Raw genomic sequence first — 3485 nt, 5'->3', positions numbered from 1 at the left:
CCATGGGGATGAGAAGGGGCGGGGTTGGAGCGGTGTCTCAGCCACTGGAGCTGTGGCGGGGATCGAGGCGGTGTTCCAGGGCCCGGCTGCCCAGGCCCAGGGCGGTGCAGCAGCCCCAGAACAGCACTGCCAGGGTGAGGTACACCTCGCCGTAGTGGCCCAGGAAGGCGGGGTTGGCCATCACGGCGCGGGCGGTGCCGAGCAGCTCCAGCAGGCCGATCAGCGACAGCAGGGTGGTGTCCTGCAGCAGCGAGATGAACTGGCTCACCATCACCGGCAGGGCCACCCGCAGGGCCTGGGGCAGCACCACGTGCTGCAGGGCCTGCAGCGGCCCGAGGCCGAGGGAACGCGCCGCCTCCAGCTGGCCGGCGGGCACGGCGCTAAGGCCGGCCCGCACCGCCTCGGCCAGGTAGGCCGCCGCGAAGAAGGTGAGCACCCAGGCGGCCCGCCACACCCGCTCCGGGGCCAGGCCGCCCGGCAGCAGAAAGCCGAGGATGTTCTGGCCGAGGAACAGCAGGGTGATCAGCGGCGCCCCGCGGATGAACTCGATGTAGAGCACCGAACCCCAGCGCAGCAGCGGCAGGGAGCTGCGGCGACCGAGGGCCAGCAGCACCCCCAGGGGAAAGCAGAGCAGGATGGCGAAGCTGGCCTCCAGCAGGGTGAGCAGCAGGCCTCCCCACTCGGCGCTGGACACCCGCGTCAGCCCGAAGCCGCCACTGATCAGCACCATGCCCAGCAGGTAGAGCCCCGGCCAGAGCAGGGCCAGCCCCCGCAGCGCCCGCGACCCCAGCTCCGGCCCCAGCCGCTGGGCCCAGCGTCCCGTGAGCCAGCGCAGCGCCAGCAGCAGGGCGGCCAGGGCGGCCCAACGGCCGGCGATGGCGGGGCTGAGCTGCAGGGCCCAGGGCGTCCACAGGGCCAGCCCGGCGATCAGGCCACAGGCCCAGCGATCGGAGTTGGGCCAGGGGTTGCCGCGGCGGTCGGGCCGCGGCTGGCTGCGCAGCAGGCCCCAGCTCAGGCCACTGGTGGCGCAGAGAAGGGCGAGCAGCAGCCACAGGCGCCACTGCTGTGGCTGCGGATAGCGCCCCACGGCGAACAGGGTGCTGTTGAGCTGAATCACCGCCCAGTTGGCGGAGCCCAGGGCCCAGCGCAGCAGGGCAAACAGGGCGCTGCCGATCAGGCCGATCAGGGCAAGGCTGAGCACGGTGTCGCCGCGGCTGGCGAACAGCTCCCGTTTCAGGGCAGCCAGCAGGCCCGGCCGGCCGGAGCCGTTGGGGGTGGCGGAGGGCACCATCTCAGCGCTCCCTGATCTGCACGAGCTGGGTGAGGCCGTTCATCAGGGCGGAGATCAGCAGATCGAGCACCAGGTAGGAGGCCAGCAGCAGGATCACCACCTCCACGGCGCGGCCCGTCTGGTTGAGGGTGGTCTCGGCCACGGCGTAGAGGTCGGGAAAGCCCACGGCCACCGCCAGGGAGGAGTTCTTGGCCAGGGAGATGTACTGGGTGTTGAGGCCGGGCACGATCACCCGCAGGGCCTGGGGCAGCACCACATGGCGCAGGGTGGAGAACCAGCCCAGGCCGAGGGAGGCCGCCGCTTCCCACTGTCCCTGGGTCACCGCGGCGATGCCGCCCCGCACCACCTCGGCGATGTAGGCGCCGGAATACACCACCAGGCCGCAGAGCAGGGCGCCGAACTCCACGCTCAGCCGCAGCGGCGCCTGCCAGACGCCGTTCACCAGGCTGGGCCCGACCCAGCTCCAGCCGTTGCCGAAGCCGGCCAGGTAAAGCCCGGACTTGGCCAGGGTGAGCCCCGGCAGCTGGATGGCGGCGGCGCCGTTGGGCAGGGAGAGGAACACAACGAAATACCAGAACACCAGCTGCACCAGCAGCGGGATGTTGCGCACCACCTCCACATAGGCCCGCACCAGGCGGCGCAGCAGGCCGTTGCTGCTGAAGTTGGCCATGCCCGCCGCCGTGCCCAGCAGGGTGGCCCCCACCAGGGCCGAGAGCACGGCCCGCAGGGTGTTGGCGAGCCCCGCCAGCAGCGCCCGCCAGTAGGGCATGGTGGCGTCGAAGGGGATGGTGGTTTCGCCGATCGGGAAGCCGGCGGGCTGGCCCAGCCACCGCCAGGTGAGCAGCAGACCGGCGGCGGTGAGGTTGCGGATCAGGTTGCCGAGCAGGAACACCGCCACCAGCAGCACCGCCAGGGCCACGGCCGCCTGCACCACCCAGGGCAACACACGCCGGTTGCGCCACCAGGGCACGGCGGGATCGGCTGAACCGATCGCTGAGCTGGTGTTGGGAGCAACCGGTGCCCCAGCTCTGGAGCGGCCGGGGCGGGGGGGCCGCGCCATCAGCGGAAGGGCTGGGCGTACAGCATGCCGCCCTCATTCCAGAGCTTGTTGAGGCCCCGTTCCAGCTTCAGGCGCGAGCTGGTTCCCACGTTGCGCTCGAAGATCTCGCCGTAGTTGCCCACGGCGGCGATCGCCTGCACGGTGAAGTCGGCGGGCAGGCCGAGCTGGCGGCCGAAGTCGCCCTCCACCCCGAAGAAGCGGCGCAGATCGGCCAGGTTGGTGTTGGCCTCGGCCTCGGCCACTTTGGCCTCGAGATTGGCCTGGGTGATGCCCCACTCCTCCGCCTGGATCAGGGCGAAGACCACCCAGCGCAGGGCATCGGCCCAGGCCGGATCGGCATTGGTGCTGGCCGGCGAGAGGGGCTCCTTGCTGAGCACGTCGGGCAGCAGCTGGTGCTCATCGGGAGCCGGGAAGCTGCTGCGCTTGCCGGCCAGCTGGGAGCGGTCGCTGGTCACGGCCACGCAGCGGCCACCGAGATAGGCGGCGTAGGTCTGATCGCTGGTCTGGAACTTCAGCGGGGTGTAGGGCACGTTGATCTCGCGCATCCGGTCGGCCAGGTTGAGCTCCGTGGTGGTGCCGCTCTCCACGCAGATCGGTTGGCCGGCCAGATCCCGCAGGCCGCTGATGCCCCGGCTCACCGGCGCCATCACGCCCTGGCCGTCATAGAAGGTGGTGGGCGCGAAGCTCAGGCCGTTGCCGCCCGCGGCATCGCGGCTGAGGGTGGCGGTGGTGTTGCGGGCGAGCATGTCCACCTCGCCGCTGGCCAGGGCGGCGAAGCGCTCGCTGGAGTTGAGGTTGCGGTATTCCACCTTGCTGGGATCGCCGAGCACGGCGGCGGCCACGGCCTTGCAGGTGTCCACATCGAGGCCGGAATAGGTGCCGTCGGCCTCCACAAAGCTGAAGCCCGGCAGGGTGCCCTCCACCCCGCAGACGAGCTTGTCGCGGCCGGTGATGGCGGAGAGCTTCGGGCTCTGGCTGCCGGCCCCCCCCTCGGGCGCGCAGGCCGCCAGGGGGAGCGCCGCGAGCAGCGCCATCAGGGCGAGCCCCGCCGGCTCGCGGGCTCGGCTGGCGCTGGCGGCGGGGCCAATGCGCTCAGGGGGGCAAGCCATGGCAGCCGCAGGAGAACGGGGGGGC

General features: G+C 71.8%; 3 protein-coding genes. All 3 read right to left on the bottom strand.

The genetic code is table 11. The features are described from left to right. Positions 1-37 precede the first annotated feature (37 nt). From IQ216_RS12685 to IQ216_RS12675, 3 genes are read right to left on the bottom strand one after another with little or no spacing between them, the layout of a single operon-like run. Positions 38-1291 (bottom strand): amino acid ABC transporter permease, encoded by a 1254-nt coding sequence (locus IQ216_RS12685; protein ID WP_193815764.1) that lies wholly within the window; start codon positions 1289-1291, stop codon positions 38-40. Position 1292: 1 nt separating this feature from the next. Continuing rightward, complete coding sequence (locus IQ216_RS12680; protein WP_193815763.1) at positions 1293-2351, bottom strand: ABC transporter permease subunit; 1059 nt, start codon at positions 2349-2351, stop codon at positions 1293-1295. Next, complete coding sequence (locus IQ216_RS12675; RefSeq protein WP_186700553.1) at positions 2351-3385, bottom strand: amino acid ABC transporter substrate-binding protein; 1035 nt, start codon at positions 3383-3385, stop codon at positions 2351-2353. The genes IQ216_RS12680 and IQ216_RS12675 overlap by 1 nt, the downstream gene beginning before the upstream one ends. Positions 3386-3485: the final 100 nt, after the last annotated feature.

This window comes from Cyanobium sp. LEGE 06143, from assembly GCF_015207535.1.
GTDB lineage: Bacteria > Cyanobacteriota > Cyanobacteriia > PCC-6307 > Cyanobiaceae > NIES-981.
This window is presented reverse-complemented; position numbering and strand designations above follow the sequence as displayed.